The following is a 17178-nucleotide window of genomic DNA, read 5'->3' as shown; positions in this document are numbered from 1 at the left end:
CTGTATTTTAAACACGCGACCTAACGCGCGAGTTCCTTCATCGCGGCCTCAAGGCCGGTCAGGGTCATGGGATACATCCGGTCCGGGCCGATAATATCCTGTATCATTTTGGTCGATTGCGAATAGGCCCAGTATTTTTCTTCCGTCGGGTTGATCCAGACGAGATGCGGATAAATATCGACGAGCCGTTGCAGCCAGACCGCGCCGGCTTCCTCGTTCCAATGCTCGACCGAGCCGCCGCGCATCGCGATTTCGTAAGGGCTCATCGCGGCATCGCCGACAATCACGACGCGGTGGTCGCTGCCGAATTTGTGGAACACATCCCAGGTCGGCGTGACCTCGCTCATCCGGCGCACATTATCTTTCCAGACCTGCTCATAGAGACAGTTGTGGAAGTAGAAATATTCTAACCGTTTAAATTCTGACCGCGCGGCAGAGAAGAGTTCTTCGACCTGTTTTATATGGCCGTCCATGGATCCGCCAATATCGAAAAAGGCCATGACTTTGACGGCGTTACGACGTTCGGGCCGCATCTTGATGTCGAGCCAACCCTGCTTGGCTGTGCCTTTAATTGTGCCTGCCAGATCCAATTCATCCGCAGCCCCGTCGCGGGCGAATTTGCGCAGACGGCGCAGAGCGACCTTGATATTGCGCGTCCCGATTTCCCGGTCTCCGTCAAGGTTTTTGAAGACCCGCTTGTCCCAGACTTTCACGGCTTTGCCGTGGCGGCCTTCCTTCTGGCCGATACGGACGCCTTCGGGATTATAGCCATAAGCGCCGAAGGGGGATTTCCCCGCTGTGCCGATATTCTTATTCCCGCCCTCATGGCGCTTGTCCTGATTGTCGAGCCTTTCTTTCAGGGCTTCCATGATCTTGTCGAAATCACCCAGCGCTTCGATTTCTGCCATCTCTTCAGGTGTGAGATGAAGCTCCGCCATTTTCTTGAGCCAGTCGGCGGGAATGTTGGCATCATCCTGCCCGAAAATATCTCCGAGATAATCGACGCCGCGAAAGACGTGAGAGAAGACCTGATCAAACTTATCCAAATCCCGCTCATCTTTGACCAACGCCGTGCGGGAGAGGTAGTAAAAGCCGTCGAGGCTTTCGCTCGGCACATCTTTCTCAATACCTTCCAAAAGCGTCAGATATTCCCGAATGGAAACGGGGACTTTGGCGCGGCGGAGCTCGGAAAAGAAATGATGGAACATGAGCTTTGTCTAACAGGTTCGATTGGAAACGAAACGAGGAATTGCGGCTCTACTCCCCGCCCAACTCTTCCGGCAATTCCGGGTTCGGGTCTTTCGGCGCATGCCCGTCCTGCCCCGAATATTTAAACACGACAAATTCCAGTGGACTGTCCGGCGCAGCTTTTACGCCGTGATAATCCCAGGCACGGGCAAAGAGGATGTCGCCTTCATTGGCAGGGCTTTCCTCGCCATTGAGATACCATGTCCCCCGGCCTTTCGTGACCATGAGATATTCCTCATCCGCGTGACGGTGAGGGGGATGGATTTCCTGTCCGGCATCTATCTTGGCCACGCCGACGAGCACGGGTTTCAATACGTGCGTTTCTTCTGTGAAATAAGGGAAGAAACTGCCCCAAGACGCGATATCTTCCGATACATCGGATTGGGAGAGGATGGCGGACTCGCCCGCCATATTCTCAATGTTGTCATGGTCGTGATCATGGGCGGCAGGCGCGCAGGCGGTGAGGGCGAGTGCGCCCGTCAGAACGAGATATTTCATGATGTACATTCTCCGGCATAGGCCGCGCTAACACCTTTGGCATTGGCGGCGCATTCATTGGAATAGGTCTGTCCGTCGCAGCCACAGACGGGATTGTAATCCATGGTGCACATTTCGGGCATTGGGCGACAAATGCCCGGCGCATCGGCCGCGCCGCATTGGTCCGCCATTGTCCGGTGGCAATATTCGCCGTCGTCGCATTCCGGTCCGGGAGTAGCAACCATTCCGCCACAGCTTTGACCCTCTGTTGGGCTACTTACCGGGAAGGCGGGTGGCGGCAAGTGAGGTTGGTTGACGTCGGTGACGGGTGGCTCTGAGGCCGCGCATGCCGCTAGGAAGAGCGCAATAAAGGTTACGAGGAGAAACCGCATCAGCCCGTTCTCACATCTGTCTCAACCCGCGCTGCGATTTCCGGATCTAGCCTGAGTTCCATCGCGAGACGGTCGAGATAGTCCCGTTCTCGTGGGTTCAGCCCGTTCGCAATCCGACAGGACGCGGCATAAACTTCAAACGCCGTCTGGTCGTCTTTCACCTGCGCAGCGACGGCTTTAGGGTCGGCATCGCCTGCGAGGACGGCTCGGATATCTTCTGCATTCACACCTTCAATACTGTCCAGCATCAGGGCTTCCTCGTCTGATATTTCGCCATCGGCTTTCGCGGCATGCACCATGGCGAGGAGGAGAACATCGGCGCGATTGGACGGTGCCTTATTATTCAACAGGTCAACGACATCCTGAAAATTCTTCGGCATCGTCCCCGCCTGTTGCGCTTTATAGGCAATAAAGCCGAGCGCGCCGAGACCGCCCAGTGCCGCGAATTTCCGCTTGGACCGATTGCCGAGTAGGAGCGCCAATGCGCCTGCCGTGGCTGCCGCGCCAATACGAAGCTTTTTGCGTGACTCTCCATCATCCTCGACGCCCAGCTTATCCGCGAGCGCATCTTCGGCTTGTTTATACATAGCCTTACCTTTGGCGGTCAGCTCCGCTGTGTCAGACGTCTTGGCTTTCTTGACGAGGTCGGACCCTGTGCCGAGAATTTGGTCCAAGAGCGATTGTGCGGTGGTGGGTGTGGTCATGCGAGTCTCCTATGCGTGATTATTCATAGCGGCGCGGCGGGGCGGTGACAAACGCCTCTTGATTTTTAGCGAGAGTAACGAAATGGCTGTCACATGGAAACAGGGCGACATCACAAATGATCGGATTTTCCGTACAGGACTATACCGCAAAGGCGTCTGAGGCTTACCAGTGCGGCGATAGTGTTGGCGCATTGGCCGTTCTGGCGCAGGCGTTGAAAACCTATCCGAAAGAGCCGAGTCTGTGGCATCATACGGGCGGCCTCATGCTGCAATCCGGTAATGGAGAGGGCGCCTCTGAGCATTTTGGGCAGGCCTTCGCACTCGCACCTGCCGAGTTTGATTTCGCCATTGATCAAGCCATCGCGCTGACAACGCTGGAAAAATATCACGACGCGCTGAGGATACTGGCAGGCATAGAGAAAAAAGCGCGTCGCCATGCGCATTACTGGTCCACCCGCGCGAATGCGGCACGGGGTGCGGGCGACCGCGATAATGCCGCGCGGTGGTATAACCGGGCGCTTTCAATCGAACCGACACGGCCCAAAGCTTTGCAGGGTCGCGCCAGTGTTGCCTTGGAACGGGGTGAGCCCGATGCCGTCAAACGGTTTGAGAAGGCTTTAACCGTCCAGAGCGACCCCCAACTCTGGCTGGGTAAAGCGCAGGCGCTGGATGTAGAAGGCAGGTCGGCAGAGGCCCGTGACATCGCCGAAGGATTGGTGAAACAATTTCCGCACTGGATCGAGGGGTTGAAATTTCTAGCGCAATTAAACCTTGGCGAAGGTGTCGAGAGTTTTGACGCGCCCTTTCATATGGCCGCTGAACGTTTGCCTGATGATCCAAATATTCCGAGGGAGCATTGCCGTCAGCTTGGGGCGCTTGGCGTGGCAGAGGAGGCCGCAGACATCGCCGCTAAAGCCCGTAAGCGGTTTCCGGACGATCCCTATTTTGCCATGCTGGAAGCTATGCAGGCGGGCATCGCGGGGCAAGACGCACGTGCAGAGGCTATCTGGGCAACGCTGGAATATGACCACGCCACCCGCCACAGTTTGGAAGCCACCCATTGGGTCCGACAAAAAGACTTTTCCCGCGCAGATAACGTGCTCAACAAGGCTTTCGCCTTGCAGCCTTGGAATATCGACGCTTGGGCGCTGCGTGACATAATTTGGCGTAAGACGGCGGACGCGCGGCATGACTGGTTGCACGGGCAGGACGGTCTCGTGCAATTCCTGCCTTTGCACAATGCTGATCGGGTTCTCCCAAAAGCGATGAAGGTCCTGAACAAGATACATGACACGTCGCATCACCCGCTTGGGCAGTCCTTGCGTAAGGGTGGCACGCAGACGCGAGCCCGGTTATTTGATCGCTATGAGCCGGAGTTGAAAGCCCTACACAAAGCGATCCTCGCGACGCTTGAGACCTATCGGAATGCCTTGCCGCCTGCGGACGAAACGCACCCGCTTTTACGACATCGTGATGCGGATTGGAGGCTTTTCGGGTCGTGGTCCGTCCGCTTTTTAAAAGGCACGGCCCATCACGCGCCGCATCTGCATCCGGAAGGTCTGCTGTCATCGGCCTGCTATCTCATCCTCCCCGACGATCTGGGCGCAGGAGGAAATTTAAAAGAAGGCTGGCTCGAACTTGGGCAGGCTTCGCCGGATATGCGGCTCGATCTTCCATCCTTACATGAATTGAAACCGCAAGTCGGACATCTCGCGCTCTTTCCCAGCACACTTTATCACGGGACGCGGCCCTTCAATATCGGCAAGCGCATGACGGTGGCGTTTGACGTGCAAGTCCCTTGATTTTTAACCGTAAGAGCGGAATGGCTGTCCCATGAAAAAATGGCTTTATGGCGCGGGTGCGCTGGTTGTTCTCACCGCAATTGGCGGGGCGCTTTATCTGCGGACGCCTGCGGGACCGCATTTTGATGCGGCAGCGGCAAAAACTGCGGCTGAATCCTATGATGCGCGGATTATCCGCGATGCTTATGGTGTGCCGCATATTTTCGGCGTGACGGATGCCGATACGGCTTTTGGTTTTGGCTATGCCCATGCCGAGGATGATTTTGCGACGATACAGGATACCCTTATCGCCGCGAGGGGTATGACCTCGCAATATAAGGGGAAGGCGACCGCACCGCAGGATTATCTCTATGACCTGTTCAAGGTGAAAGAGAGCGTCGCGGCAGGATATGCCACCGAAGTTAGCGCCGAGGCGCAGGCCATAGCGCGGGGATATGCGGCGGCGATGAATCTTTACGGGGCGGAACATCCGGATGAGGTTTTACCCGGCGTGATGCCTGTCACAGAGCAGGACGTTCTCGCAGGGTTTGCGTGGGCGACGCCGTTTTTCTACCGTCTTGACGGATATTTACAGGACCTCTTCGCGGCGGAGGACCGCCCCAATGTCTCGCCTTGGGCGCAGCAATCCTCTGAGCTTGGATTGCCGGAGGCCGTGCGCGGATCAAACGCTTTTGCCGTCGCACCGTCACGCTCTGCCGATGGGCATACGCGTTTGGTCGGCAATTCGCATCAACCGCTGACGGGCCCCTATGCGTGGTATGAAGCGCATTTGGTGAGCGAGGACGGCATGAACACTTTGGGCGCAACATTCCCGGGTGTGCCGATTATGGCGCAGGGCGTGACACCCAATCTGGCCTGGACCCATACGGTCAATCGCCCGGACCTGATCGATATTTACGCGCTTGAAGTCGATGATGAGACAAAGCCGACACAATATATGTTGGATGGGGAGTGGACGGATTTTGACCGTTCCAAATCCAAATTCCGTGTGAAACTGGCAGGACCGTTTTCCCTGCCCGTGACGCGGGATGTCCTCTGGTCCGAACATGGCCCCGTCCTGTCAACACCGAGCGGCCATTACGCCTTGCGCTATGCGGGTATGGCGCGACTCGAAGAGGGCGGTCCTGTCCAGAATCTCGGTGCGCTGGACCAATGGCTGGCGATGAATAAAGCGACGAATATGGGGGAGTGGCGCGAGGCTGTGAAAGCGCGCGGTGTCCTCTCGTTTAATATCGTTTACGGCGATAAAGAGGGCAATATTGGCAGCGTCTACAATGCCCGCATGCCGCGTCGGATTGAGGGGCCGGAATGGGAAGAGATCCTTCCCGGAGATAAATCCGAGCTGATCTGGGATGATTTCCGCCCGACCTCTGATCTACCCCAACTCTGGAATCCGGATTGTGGCTGGGTATTCTCCGCCAATGCCACGCCTTTCGCGATTACGGACGCGGCCTGCAATAATGATCGCGCGGCGTTCTCGAGCACTTTCGGGATAGAGGACCGCGTCACGAACCGTTCCCGACGCGCTCTGACCCTGATTGAGGACGACAGCTCTATCACCCGCGAAGAACTGCTCGCCTATCGTGCCGATGCGAAATATGCGCCAGAGAGCACATTGATGAAATTTGTCGTCGAACTCGTGACAACAGAGTTCTGATGACCCGCTCATCCAACAGGCACAGGAAATTTTGCGAAACTGGGACGGGGATACATCAAAATCCAGCCAGGGTGCGGCCCTCGCCGTGATCACCGGAACGCGGGCGCTCGGCTATGAATATATCGAAACTGAAGCTGATCCGATGGAGGCGCTGGCGCAGACGGCGAATGACCTCATGGAAAAATTCGGACGGCTTGATCCCGAATGGGGTGAGGTCAACCGCATTGTGCGCGGGGATGTCAGCGTGCCACTGGACGGTGCGCCGGACGTTTTGCGCGCCATCTATGCGGACCGGGACGGCGTTGCCAAGGACGGCGTCATGAATGCGTTTGCCGGGGACAGCCATATTTTCATTGCCGATTGGGCACCCGATGGCAGTCTACGTGTCGACTCCATCCATAATTATGGCAGTGCAACGCTGGACGAGACCTCGCCGCATTATGCTGATCAGGTCGAACTCTTTGCTAATGGGGGATATAAACCTGTCGCGATGACGCTGGAGGCTGTACTGAAAGAGGCGACACGGGATTATCGCCCGGGACAAGGGACGGCCGACTAAGCCCGACCGCCACCCCAAGATTCAGATGCAATCATTTCGTCATAATAGGCGCGATCAGAAATCATCCGTGCAGATGTGTCGAACCGTTTTCCGAGATCGTCCCGTTCTTCTTTCGAGAGAAGCCGGTCTTTTATCGCGAGTTTCAGTTTCTCGATCTGATCCATCATGATCTCACGCTGTTCTGGCGTTTTACAGTTGGCGGTAATTTCGGTCAGCACGGTCAGCATTTTCACGCAAACATTCCGGTCTGCGGCGACATAGGGGCGGCTCTGATCGAACATGACACTGACGAAACGCTCAAACGACACGGGGAAAGCCACAACGCGGGGTGAGCCGTCATCATCCCGTCGAATGGGGTTGGGCGGTGCAACGGATTGTAGTGCGTTCATCGCGCTGTGAAACCAATTAATGCAATTGATCGCGGTGAAAGGATCGTTGATGCCGGGCGAGAGTGCGCGCGCCAGAATTTCCACCAATTCATCGGCGAGGAAAAGGATGTTCTGGTGCGAATTCCGATCCTGTCCCATGGCATAGGTGCCGCGCAATGATTTCAGCGCTTGGTCTTTGAGTTCAATATCATCTTCTTTGTCAAACCAGACATGCATCAGACTATTGCCTTTGACGGTGAAATCTCCCGGTCGGTATTGAAGCCGCACGATCGCTTTATGCTCTTTCGCCCAGTTCAGGATGGCATTCTCATTCACGGCCTGAATATAGCCTTCGGCTTCACCATAAACATCGTGACGGATTTTATTTTCGAATAGCGCGTTTATCTCGTCTTTTGTCGGTATATCGTCCTCGGCTTCGCCAATATGGCTTGGAAACCTTGCGTGAATTTCCTTGCGCAATTTACGCCCGACATTGCCCGTTATATTCCCAACGTTGAGCGTTTCAGGGATGTGGTGAATGAAGAAAATCATGACACCGACGCTAAAAATTGTCAGCACCATCGCCACTAGCAGCGAGACATTGGGCACAAATTCGGTAATGGCGTCTTCTGCGCCCGTACTATCTCCCGTCCGCGCCACGCGTAGGATGAGCAGGCAATAGACAAAGGTCGAGGTAAACGTGCCGAGCGTCACCTGATTGGCGCGGTCCCGCATGAAATTCCCGATTAGGCGCGGGCCGTATTGTCCGGCGGCGCTCGTTACCGCGACCATGGTGATGGAGAATGTGACGGCGGCGACGGTCATCATGGAGCCCGCAATCGTTGTAAGGATCGCCCGCGCCCCATCAGCTTTATTGGAGTAAAACCAGCCTAGGTTTTTTGCGAGCGCATAATCCCAGATGCGGTCGATATGTGTTGTGATAACCGCAAGAAGGATGGCACCCAGCACCATTAGGCCAGGAATAAAATAATAACTGCTCTGAAGGTCGTTCCAGAGTTTAATAAGGCGAGCGTTCATAAGACAGTCTTTGACACGGTTACAAGGCTTGCGCCAGCGTGCACCGTCGCAGGAAATCTAACCTGTCAGTTTGTGAATCGTTCCATTGGCTTGCCGGGCTTTTTACCCTCATCCGTTTTTTTCGGCTTCCAATAATCGCGGCGGCAGCGCTGGCCCATGCGAACGAGCAATTCATAATTGATTGTGCCCGCGCTTTTGGCTTCGGCTTCCAGATGTTTCCCGCGGAAGATCACGACGCCGCCGACTTCGACGGCCAGATTGGCATTGGTTGCGTCGATCATCGTCAGGTCCATACTGACGCGGCCGACAATCGGGACTTCCTCATCGTGCAGGATAGCTGTGCCACGATTGCTCTCATTGACGGGTATGCCATCCGCATAGCCTGCCCCGACAATCGCAATCCGCATGTCGCGCGGTGCGGTGAAGGTCGCATTATATCCTAGTGTCTCACCCGCCTTAACCCAACGGACTTGCAGGATAGGCGCGAGGAGCGTGGCGACGGGGGTGGAAACTTCCTGCCCCGGCTTATTCGTCGCGACTCCGCCGTAAAGCCCAATCCCAGGCCGGACCATTTGGAAATGATAGGGCTTGCCGAGATAGATTCCCGCCGTATTGGCGAGGCTGAGCGGGGTGAGGGGGAGTTGCGCCGCGGCTTTGCGGAATTTTTGCAATTGGGTCTTATTCATCGGATGAGCTGCATCCGAAGCGCAGGCCAGATGGCTCATCACCCATTCCGGATTGAGGGCTTTCCAAAGCCGTTTATCACGGCCCAACTCAACCGCGTCCTCATGCGAGAGGCCGAGGCGGTTCATCCCTGTATCGATGTGAATGGCCGTGTAGGGCGGCTCATTCACGCTTTCCGCGACCTCGCCCCAGAAGCGGGCCTGTTCCATCGAGTTGATGACAGGTTTGAGCTTCGCACCCAGTAAGACGCCTTTGTCGCGCGGGGCGGGGCCATTGAGAATATAGATTGCGGCATTCGGTCCGACACCGTCGCGCAGTAATTTGCCTTCGCCCGCCGTTGCGACAAAGAAAATCCGACAGCCTGCGCCGTAAAGTGCCTTTGCGACAGGTACAGCGCCTAGGCCATAAGCATCCGCTTTCACGGATGCGCCAATCTTCGCCGCGCCAACTTTGTTTTTTAACGCATCATAATTCGCACGAATCTGCGCGAGATCGACCCGTAGGGTTGGACGGGTGGAGTAGCTGGGCTGATGAGAAAATGATTTGTTGTTTGACATAGAGCGCCCTTAGACTGTTTGTGCGGCCACAGAAACAGGAGAGTGCAATGCAAAAGACACTGATTATTTTGTCGGGGTTGTTGTTAATGAATTGCGCCAGTTCGGGGCCTTCAAAAGCAGATGCGCGCCGGGCGATATTACTGGAAGATGTCCGCGTTGGAGAACAGGTTGAAGAGATTTGCTTCTCTCGCCAGATTGACCGATTTCGAGAGAATGGCCGCGATAGCGTGGTTCTGACACGCGGGGCATCGGATGAATTTCTCCTGATGATCCGGGGCTGCCCGCTTTTAAGTCGCGCGCAGAGCATTCGAACGGGTAACCGGGGCTGCCTCCGCGATATGGGAAATATTTTCGTGAGTGACACGGTGTCAGCGCCTCTTTCCGGTGTTCCGCAAAGGATTGATACTTGTCCTGTCCATGCGATTTACAGGTGGAATGAGGACGCTGAGGACCAGCCTCCCGTCACGGAAAAGTGAGCGAAATTACGCTCGCTGTTCAGATTGCATTCAACCAACGTAACTTAATAACACATATGCGCGGTAACAGCCGTGCATACCGTCCGGCGACACTCTCTCTCCTTGTCCGGATTGACCGCTGCAGAACTCTGGCACGAGATCTGGCGTAAAGGTCAACGGTAACGCGCAGCAAGGCCGTGGCTGTCTGGTTTTTCTCTCTCTTGACCAGACAGTGCGGCTTTGTCTTTTCTAGGCCCTCAAATGAAAACGGACGCCGAAGCGTCCGCCTTTACTCTTATGCGCTGGCCGTGCTGATGGCCGGAATGCGAAGCACTTGGCCCGGATAGATTTTGTCCGGATCAGAGAGCATTGGCTTATTCGCCTCAAAAATTTCCGGATAGAGTTTCCACGTGCCGTAATATTTCTTGGAGATCGCGGAGAGGGAGTCGCCGGATACAACCGTGTGGAATTGCGATTCGCGACCGCCCAGACCGGATTTGGCTTCGTCTTTCACGCCGCCCACACCTTCGACATTGCCGACAGCAAGGATGATTTTTTCTTTCATTTCCTGCGAAACGGCTTCGCCTTTGACGGTCACTACACCGTCTTCGGCGACGTCAATGTCAACGCCGTCTGTATTCAGGCCGTAATCTTCAACTTCTTTTTTCAACTTTTCCTTGGCGTCTTTGCCTCCGAAAAGTCCACCCATCGCCTTACCGGCGGCTTTTGCAAACGGAATCATTCCAAACATATTAGGTCCTTTTCATTTAGCTGAGACATTCCGTCCCAGTCTTGCAGTGATGCTACAACAATTGACACTAATGGAAAGTTCCAATTTATTCCCTGACAGCGCGGTGAATGACCCTGCATCCGACCCGTAACAAGGCTTGGCGTTTGGCCTCGACCTCGCTATAGCACGGCGGAATATACCCGGTTTGGACGGGCAGATAATTTTAAAGGTCACGTTATGGCACTCATTCAAGCGGGCATTTCCATTTTCGGTTTGTTCAACATGGATCCGGCACTCTTTGCATTCGCATTTATTGCCCTCGCATTTGGCGGTCTGAATCTCTTAGAATATAAGCGTTTCGATTAAGCCTGATTTTCAGGGCATTTGCTCATGCTAACCGCTTTTCTTCTTCTTACCATTGGCTTGGTCATTTTGATTGTGGCCGGGGATATCATGGTACGCGGCGCTGCGGCGCTGGCGCGGCACTGGGGTGTGCCTGCACTTATCGTCGGGCTCACAATTGTGGCGTTTGGTACGTCCGCACCGGAAATGGTGGTGGGTGTACAGGCTGCTCTGATGGGGCAGGGGGATTTGGCGGCGGGTAATGTCGTCGGATCGAACATCGCCAATGTGCTTCTGGCGTTGGGTCTGCCCGCGTTAATTCTCGCCATACCGACAAACATGGCGGGCGTGGCGCGGAACAGCTTTATAGCGCTTTTTGCGTCAATCCTTTTTATTGTACTCGCATTCCTCGGAAACCCAATGGTTCTGTGGCAGGGCGCGATCCTTTTTGGCGGAATAATCTTTTATCTTGGCTATATGTTCCGCCTCGCAAAAGCAGGCGCGGATGACCCCATTCTCGAAGAAATGACCGAGATTGATGAGGGCGAAGACGGACTTCCGACCAATGTTTGGAAATCGGTAATTTACCTTATTCTCGGTCTCATCGGTCTGATTGGTGGGGGATCGCTGATTGTCAATAACGCTGTGATTATTGCCGAAGGTTTTGGCGTTTCAGAAACAATCGTCGGTCTGACAATTGTTGCAATCGGGACTTCTCTGCCGGAAATCGCGACCGTTGTGATCGCAACCTATCGCGGACATCCGGAAGTCGCCATTGGCGGTGTGTTGGGGTCGAATGTATTCAATGTCTTTGCCGTGCTCGGTGCGTCGGCTCTGGCGGGGCCGATCATGATTGATGATACGCTGAAGGTTTTCGATTTCTGGGTTATGCTCGTCTCGTCCTTTGTCCTGCTGGCCTTCGTCCTGACGCGCAAGCCGATTGGGCGTAAAACAGGTGTTATCTTCACCGTCGCTTACATCCTCTATATTCTGGCGGTTGCCGCCCGCATGATGTGATGCGGTTCGAGATTGAAAAAGATTTCCAGTTCGAAGCGGCCCATTATTTCGGCCATGCGGACGCGAATGACCTGTTCAAGAAAATCCACGGTCACAGCTTCAAGGGCACAGTGACGATCTCCGGCGATCCGCAGGATGAGAAGGGTTGGATCCGCGATCTCTGGAAGATTGAGCAAATTATAAACTCTGTTGTCGAACCTCTCGATCACTCGCTATTGAACGAGATTGACGGGCTGGACCAACCCGCGCTGGAACAGATTGCGGCGTGGATATTCGAACGGCTCGCTCCGAAACTCCCCGGATTATCCTGCGTCGAAGTCGGACGTCCCAGCTGCGGCGAGCGGGCGCGCGTTTATGGGTAAATCTGTCCTGATAACCGGCGCGGGCGCGCGGGTTGGTGCGCATATCGCGCGGGGCCTCGCCAAGGATGGATGGCACATTTGCATTCATTATTTGCGGAGCGAGGCGGGCGCACAGTCTCTTGCGGACGAGATTATCGCTGCGGGTGGTTCTACCTCGATCGTCAAAGCTAATCTCTCGGTCCCGCAAGAGGTCAATAGCCTCATTGAGCGCTGCGGCAGACCGCTTCACGCGCTCATCAATAATGCCTCGACCTTTGCACAGGATAGCGCGGAGGATTTTACGACCGCGACATTGGATTACCACCGCGCGGTCAATCTCGACGCACCGCTGCGTCTCTCTGCGGATTTCGCGGCGCAGGCAGACGCTGGCGGGTGCATCATCAACATGATCGACCAACGCGTCCTCAAACCCAATCCACAATTTTTCACATATAGTCTTGCCAAGGCGGGACTCTATTGGGCGACAAAAACCATGGCGCAGAGTTTTGCACCGACTGTGCGCGTCAATGGCGTCGGTCCCGGCCCGACGCTGGAAAATACCGAACAGGAAGAGGGCGAATTCTCCGCCGAAGCCAAATCCACATTGCTGGGCGAGGGTAGTCCGCCTGACACCATCCTCCACGCCGTGCGTTACCTGTTGGGCGCGAAAGCCGTCACGGGACAGATGATCGCCGTGGATGGGGGACAGCATCTCGTCTGGCAAACACCCGATCTCGCCTTTGGAGGGGCTGTCTCATGAGCGACCGTAAAACTATGTTGCAACGTTTCCGTTCGCGGAAAGCGCTGCCCGTCTCGACGCGCATCTTTGTGCGCGGCTTGCTGATACAGGCCAGTATCGGTGTGCATCCCCATGAATATGAATCGACCCAGCCGATCATAATCGACGTCGAACTCGACATGGCGGATATGAACCTGCCCAAGGAAGACCGCCTCGCCGAAACACTCGATTACGGTCTGGTCGCGGAAAAATGCGAGGAACTGGCCTTAGAAGCCCATGTCCAACTCGTCGAAACGTTAGCCGAGCGCATCGCGGACTGGGCACTCTCTGCGGACAAACGCGTCCAATCCGTCGCCGTGCGCATCGCAAAGCCGCAAGCGCTACTGAAAGCCGACACTGCAGGTGTGGAGGTCGTGAAAACACGATGACCTCCCGTCTAAACTCCCTCAATATCCTCGGCACGCCGCTGCAGACCTGTTCGACCGACCCGATGACGGGGTGGTTTCGGGATGGGTGTTGCGAGACGCAATCCGCCGATCGCGGGCGACATTTGGTTTGCGCAATTATGACGGAGGACTTTCTCGCGTTCTCGAAAGCCAAAGGCAATGACCTCTCCACGCCGCGACCGGAATATCGCTTCCCCGGATTGATGGCCGGCGACCGTTGGTGTCTCTGCTTGGAGCGGTGGAAGGAAGCCCATGCCGTGGGTAAAGCGCCAAAGGTTGTGCTGGAAGCCACGCACCAAATGGCACTGGAACGCGTGCCGCTTGAGACGTTTCAACAGTTTGCGCATCCGGTTGAGACACCCTAACTAAGGGTCGTGTCTGACTCGAAACCCACAGAGAAAAAGCCGAAATACGGCCCGAAACTCATCGCCGATTATGTGAAACGCCTGCCGGGAAAGCCTGGCGTGTATCGCATGTTCGATGAGTTTGGGACGGTGCTTTATGTCGGCAAGGCGAAAGACCTGAAGAAACGGGTCACGGCCTATACGTCCTATGACCGCCACCCGACGCGTCTGCGCCGCATGATCCGCGCGACGACGGCGATGGAATTTGTCATTACCGAGAGCGAGACCGAAGCGCTCATCCTCGAGGCGTCGCTCATCAAACGGCTGAAACCGCGCTATAATATCCTGCTACGCGACGATAAGAGCTTTCCCTATATCCTCGTGCGCAAAGACCATCCGGCGGCGCAGGTCACGAAACATCGGGGTGCGCGCAAGATCAAGGGTGACTATTACGGACCCTTTGCGAGCGCGGGCGCGGTCAACCGGACGCTTGACACGCTGCAACGCGCCTTTCGCCTCCGCAATTGTTCCGACAGTATTTACGAGAGCCGCACGCGCCCCTGTCTGCAATATCAAATCAAACGCTGCTCTGCGCCCTGTACGGGGGAAATCTCGCTGGAGGATTACGGTAATCTGATCGGCGATGCCGAGGATTTTCTCTGCGGAAAGTCTGATAAACTCCGCCAACGTTTGCAGGGCCAGATGGAGGCCGCGTCTAAAGAGATGAATTTCGAAAAGGCCGCCGAACTGCGTGACCGCATCCGCGCCATGGCGCAGGTCAGCACCAAATCCGGTGCGGCCAATATCAATCCGACGACTTTCTCCGATGCGGATGTCATCGGTATGTACAATGCGGGCGGCCAGACCTGTATTCAGGTCTTCTTCTTTCGCGCGGGGCAGAATTGGGGGAACAGTTCCCATTTCCCGCGCCGGTCTGCAGAGGACACGCCGGAGCAGATTATCGAAGCCTTCATCGCGCAATTTTACACGAATAAACCCGTCCCAAAACAGGTCCTGCTCTCCCACCCGCCCGAGCGAATTGACCTGATCACGGACGCCTTGTCCGAAAAGGCCGACCGCAAAATCGACGTCCTCATCCCGCAACGCGGCGAGAAGAAAAAGATTGTCGGGCAGGCCGTCCGCAATGCGGAAGAGGCACTGGGCCGCAAAATGGCGGAGACCGGCGCGCAGGCAAAACTCCTGAAAGACGTGCAGGACCTGTTCGGGATGGAAGACATTCCACAACGGATTGAAGTCTATGATAACAGCCATATCCAAGGCACAAATGCGATTGGAGCCTTCATCGTCGCGGGACCGGAGGGGTTCCGCAAACGCGATTACCGGACCTTCAATATCAAGGACGCGACCGTCACACCCGGCGATGATTTCGGGATGATGCGCGAAGTCCTGCAACGGCGTTTCGCGCGGCTAAGTAAAGACCCGAAATTGGAATGGCCCGACCTCGTCATTATTGATGGCGGGAAGGGACAACTCTCCGCCGTGACGGAAACGTTGGAAAAGCTGAATGTGCTGGGTCGCATCACCTTGGTCGCGATTGCCAAGGGACCGGATAGAAATGCGGGGCGCGAGACCTTCCATATGAACGGGCGGGACATGTTCACGCTGCCCATGCGGACGCCCGCGCTCTATTATTTACAGCGCCTGCGCGACGAAGCTCACCGCTTTGCGATTGGCACACATCGCGCGCGCCGTAAGAAATCCATGATTGCAAATCCACTGGATGGGATTGACGGCATCGGCCCGGGGCGCAAGAAAGCCCTATTGAGTCATTTCGGCTCGGCCAAAGCCGTCAAAGGTGCCACGGTCGATGATCTGGCATCGGTAGAGGGGGTCAGTCAAAAGCTGGCACAGGTAATCCATGACTACTTCCACGAATGAAAATGACCTCATCGACACGCCGGAAGAGGCGGGCGGCGCTTTCGCAGATGCCCTGACGGTCCTGCGCATCGCAATGATGCCGATTATCGTCTACCTGATCTGGAAGGGATGGCAGCCCGTTGCGGAAGGCGGGATTAATATCGGACTGACCGTTTTGGCCTCCGTCCTGTTCTTTGTCGCAGCCTTGACCGATATTTTCGATGATTTTCTCGGCGGGAATGAGCGGTCGATCTACCGCCGCTTCGGCTATCTCGACGATATTGCGGATAATATCCTCGTCATTGGGACGCTCGCGGCACTGCTCTTTGTCATCCATCGTGCGGATATGCTGACCTGGACCTTCGCACTTCCGGCCCTGATTTTCATCGGGCGCGAGATTTTCGTCGGCCTGTTCAAGGGCTATGAACTTTCCCGCTATATCTGGCCGGACACGAAACTGTCCAATGCGAAAGCAGGGTTGGCGATGTTGGCGACATGCCTCCTTCTGGCTTCGCCCTGGTTGCAAAACTGGATAGATCAGATGCGGGCCGGGACCGACAATGTCGCGGAGGTCTTCGCGACGACGTCGCCTTGGGTCTGGATCGCGGGCACGGTTATTCTTTGGATTGCCGCCATTCTTTCTATCATTACAGCTGTGATTTTGTTCCGCACGGAACTGGATGACACGCTCTTAGAAGACGTTTCTTTGGAAGACGGGGAATAATGGCTGAAACGCTCATAACGGACCCTTCGGACCGTCACAAATTATGGTGGGTGCCGAATGCGCTGACCGTCGGACGTATCCTTGTGATTCCGATTATCATGGCAGGTATTCTCGCGCTCGGTTTGCGGACGGAAAGCGTCTTTGCCAGCTTCCCGATTGTCGCGGGCGTTTTTATCGCGGCGACGGCGACGGATTGGCTTGACGGATTTCTGGCGCGCCGCTGGAAAGTCGTCTCCGGCTTTGGACGGATGATCGACCCGATAGCGGATAAGCTCTTGGTCGCCGGTTGCCTCATCGCACTGATGATCGTCGCAAGAGGGGACTGGCTGTTCACGGTGCCCGCCGTCGCCGTGATATTCCGCGATGTCCTCGTCTCCGGTGCGCGTGAACATGCGGCCCTGACGGGAAAGGTTATGCCACCGACGAAACTTGCCAAGTGGAAGACAGCCTGCGAGATGGCCTCGATTGCCGCACTAATCGTTTGGGTTTTCGGACGCGCGTCCCTGCCGATTGATGATATGGTTCCGTCGATAACATCGGCGGCGAAGATGATTGGCTTGGTGCTGCTCTGGCTGGCCGCGACGCTCTCGGTTTATACGGGCAGTTTATATCTGCGGGCGGCGGTGCGGGATTGAGTGCAGGTGTAACCTGATTGCTTTGACGCCGTTTTGAGACT

20 protein-coding genes are annotated in these 17178 nt (G+C 55.7%); 13 read left to right on the top strand and 7 right to left on the bottom strand.

Annotation, left to right across the window (positions count from 1 at the left end; genetic code table 11):
- Positions 1–20: 20 nt before the first annotated feature.
- Genes ACP9M6_RS12050 through ACP9M6_RS12035 form a run of 4 tightly spaced genes read right to left on the bottom strand, consistent with a single transcriptional unit; the run spans position 21 to position 2821 of the window.
- A complete protein-coding gene (locus ACP9M6_RS12050; protein WP_427451425.1) occupies positions 21–1208 on the bottom strand; it encodes a vWA domain-containing protein in 1188 nt (395 codons plus the stop codon).
- Between the two features lie 49 nt (positions 1209–1257).
- Positions 1258–1746 (bottom strand): cupin domain-containing protein, encoded by a 489-nt coding sequence (locus ACP9M6_RS12045; protein ID WP_427451423.1) that lies wholly within the window; start codon positions 1744–1746, stop codon positions 1258–1260.
- Positions 1743–2117, bottom strand: a complete 375-nt coding sequence (locus ACP9M6_RS12040; RefSeq protein ID WP_427451421.1) for a Kazal-type serine protease inhibitor domain-containing protein — start codon at positions 2115–2117, stop codon at positions 1743–1745. Before ACP9M6_RS12040 ends, ACP9M6_RS12045 begins: the two co-directional genes overlap by 4 nt.
- Positions 2117–2821, bottom strand: a complete 705-nt coding sequence (locus ACP9M6_RS12035) for a DUF533 domain-containing protein (protein ID WP_427451419.1) — start codon at positions 2819–2821, stop codon at positions 2117–2119. Before ACP9M6_RS12035 ends, ACP9M6_RS12040 begins: the two co-directional genes overlap by 1 nt.
- Before the next feature lie 116 nt (positions 2822–2937).
- Between ACP9M6_RS12035 and ACP9M6_RS12030 the strand changes: the two genes are divergently transcribed.
- The 3 genes from ACP9M6_RS12030 to ACP9M6_RS12020 are packed head-to-tail and all read left to right on the top strand — an operon-like array spanning position 2938 to position 6839.
- Positions 2938–4623, top strand: coding sequence for a putative 2OG-Fe(II) oxygenase (locus tag ACP9M6_RS12030; RefSeq protein ID WP_427451417.1), 1686 nt, complete (start codon positions 2938–2940; stop codon positions 4621–4623).
- A gap of 31 nt (positions 4624–4654) precedes the next feature.
- A complete protein-coding gene (locus tag ACP9M6_RS12025) occupies positions 4655–6280 on the top strand; it encodes a penicillin acylase family protein (protein ID WP_427451415.1) in 1626 nt (541 codons plus the stop codon).
- Positions 6281–6311: 31 nt separating this feature from the next.
- Positions 6312–6839, top strand: a complete 528-nt coding sequence (locus ACP9M6_RS12020; RefSeq protein WP_427451413.1) for a penicillin acylase family protein — start codon at positions 6312–6314, stop codon at positions 6837–6839.
- Here ACP9M6_RS12020 and ACP9M6_RS12015 read toward each other — a convergent pair.
- Entirely contained in the window at positions 6836–8245 is a 1410-nt protein-coding gene (locus tag ACP9M6_RS12015; protein ID WP_427451411.1) for a DUF2254 domain-containing protein, read from the bottom strand. The genes ACP9M6_RS12020 and ACP9M6_RS12015 overlap by 4 nt on opposite strands.
- A 65-nt stretch (positions 8246–8310) precedes the next feature.
- Positions 8311–9486: an alanine racemase gene (alr, locus tag ACP9M6_RS12010; RefSeq protein ID WP_427451409.1), complete on the bottom strand. Its 1176-nt coding sequence runs from the start codon at positions 9484–9486 to the stop codon at positions 8311–8313.
- A 47-nt stretch (positions 9487–9533) separates the two neighbouring features.
- Here alr and ACP9M6_RS12005 point away from each other — a divergent pair, with 47 nt between their 5' ends.
- Complete coding sequence (locus ACP9M6_RS12005) at positions 9534–9962, top strand: DUF6491 family protein (protein WP_427451407.1); 429 nt, start codon at positions 9534–9536, stop codon at positions 9960–9962.
- 274 nt (positions 9963–10236) lie between these two features.
- Here ACP9M6_RS12005 and lysM read toward each other — a convergent pair whose 3' ends face one another.
- Entirely contained in the window at positions 10237–10692 is a 456-nt protein-coding gene (gene lysM / locus ACP9M6_RS12000; RefSeq protein ID WP_427451405.1) for a peptidoglycan-binding protein LysM, read from the bottom strand.
- Between the two features lie 216 nt (positions 10693–10908).
- Between lysM and ACP9M6_RS11995 the strand changes: the two genes are divergently transcribed.
- Genes ACP9M6_RS11995 through pgsA form a run of 9 tightly spaced genes read left to right on the top strand, consistent with a single transcriptional unit; the run spans position 10909 to position 17137 of the window.
- The gene (locus ACP9M6_RS11995) at positions 10909–11037 is read left to right on the top strand and encodes a hypothetical protein (protein WP_427451403.1); all 129 of its coding nucleotides are present in this window, start codon (positions 10909–10911) and stop codon (positions 11035–11037) included.
- A 24-nt stretch (positions 11038–11061) separates the two neighbouring features.
- Complete coding sequence (locus ACP9M6_RS11990) at positions 11062–12030, top strand: calcium/sodium antiporter (protein WP_427451401.1); 969 nt, start codon at positions 11062–11064, stop codon at positions 12028–12030.
- The gene (locus ACP9M6_RS11985) at positions 12030–12392 is read left to right on the top strand and encodes a 6-pyruvoyl trahydropterin synthase family protein (RefSeq protein ID WP_427451400.1); all 363 of its coding nucleotides are present in this window, start codon (positions 12030–12032) and stop codon (positions 12390–12392) included. The genes ACP9M6_RS11990 and ACP9M6_RS11985 overlap by 1 nt, the downstream gene beginning before the upstream one ends.
- Entirely contained in the window at positions 12385–13131 is a 747-nt protein-coding gene (locus ACP9M6_RS11980) for an SDR family oxidoreductase (protein WP_427451398.1), read from the top strand. Before ACP9M6_RS11985 ends, ACP9M6_RS11980 begins: the two co-directional genes overlap by 8 nt.
- Complete coding sequence (gene folB / locus ACP9M6_RS11975) at positions 13128–13538, top strand: dihydroneopterin aldolase (protein ID WP_427451396.1); 411 nt, start codon at positions 13128–13130, stop codon at positions 13536–13538. The genes ACP9M6_RS11980 and folB overlap by 4 nt, the downstream gene beginning before the upstream one ends.
- Entirely contained in the window at positions 13535–13921 is a 387-nt protein-coding gene (locus ACP9M6_RS11970) for a DUF2237 family protein (RefSeq protein ID WP_427451394.1), read from the top strand. The genes folB and ACP9M6_RS11970 overlap by 4 nt, the downstream gene beginning before the upstream one ends.
- Positions 13922–13930: 9 nt before the next feature.
- Positions 13931–15799 (top strand): excinuclease ABC subunit UvrC, encoded by a 1869-nt coding sequence (uvrC, locus tag ACP9M6_RS11965; protein WP_427451392.1) that lies wholly within the window; start codon positions 13931–13933, stop codon positions 15797–15799.
- Positions 15780–16502, top strand: coding sequence for a CDP-alcohol phosphatidyltransferase family protein (locus ACP9M6_RS11960; protein ID WP_427451390.1), 723 nt, complete (start codon positions 15780–15782; stop codon positions 16500–16502). Before uvrC ends, ACP9M6_RS11960 begins: the two co-directional genes overlap by 20 nt.
- Positions 16502–17137 (top strand): CDP-diacylglycerol--glycerol-3-phosphate 3-phosphatidyltransferase, encoded by a 636-nt coding sequence (gene pgsA, locus ACP9M6_RS11955; protein ID WP_427451387.1) that lies wholly within the window; start codon positions 16502–16504, stop codon positions 17135–17137. Before ACP9M6_RS11960 ends, pgsA begins: the two co-directional genes overlap by 1 nt.
- Positions 17138–17178 lie beyond the last annotated feature (41 nt).

This window comes from Litorimonas sp. WD9-15 (genome assembly GCF_050271975.1).
GTDB lineage: Bacteria > Pseudomonadota > Alphaproteobacteria > Caulobacterales > Maricaulaceae > Litorimonas.
Note: the sequence above shows the minus strand (reverse complement) of the source record. Positions and strands in the feature narration are given on the sequence as shown.